Raw genomic sequence first — 418 nt, forward strand, 5'->3', positions numbered from 1 at the left:
GATGCGCAGCTGCGCCGGGTCCTGCGCATCGTGCCGGCCGCGCTGCTGGTGGGGCTGGGCTGGCTGGCCCATGCCGGCCTGGGGCCGCTGTCGGTGCGCGAAGGCGTCGCGGCATCGCCCGCGCCCGCATCGGTCACGGCGGCCCTGTCGGCGCATCAGGTCAGCCTGCTGCGCCTGGACATGACCTCGCAGCCCGGCATCAGCCGCCTGGACCCGGTCGAGATGCGCGCCGCCACCGGCATCGTGCTGCCCCGGTTTCCCGACGACTGGACGGTGCGCGACGCGCAGGTCTTCCCCTCGCCCCAGGGTCCGGGGATCGAGATCCTGTTCGACACGCCCGATCTGGGCACGATCAGCCATTTCGCGGTCCGCGCCGGCAGCTTCGACGTGACCCTGCCCCGCCTGCACCAGACGCCCG

1 pseudogene is annotated in these 418 nt (G+C 73.9%); it reads left to right on the forward strand.

Features of this window, described 5'->3' with window-relative positions:
* Positions 1-418, forward strand: a pseudogene (locus tag TW83_RS21675) (anti-sigma factor); the annotation flags it as partial.

The sequence above is a fragment of the Paracoccus sp. S4493 genome (assembly GCF_000967735.1).
Taxonomy (GTDB): Bacteria; Pseudomonadota; Alphaproteobacteria; order Rhodobacterales; family Rhodobacteraceae; genus Paracoccus; species Paracoccus marcusii.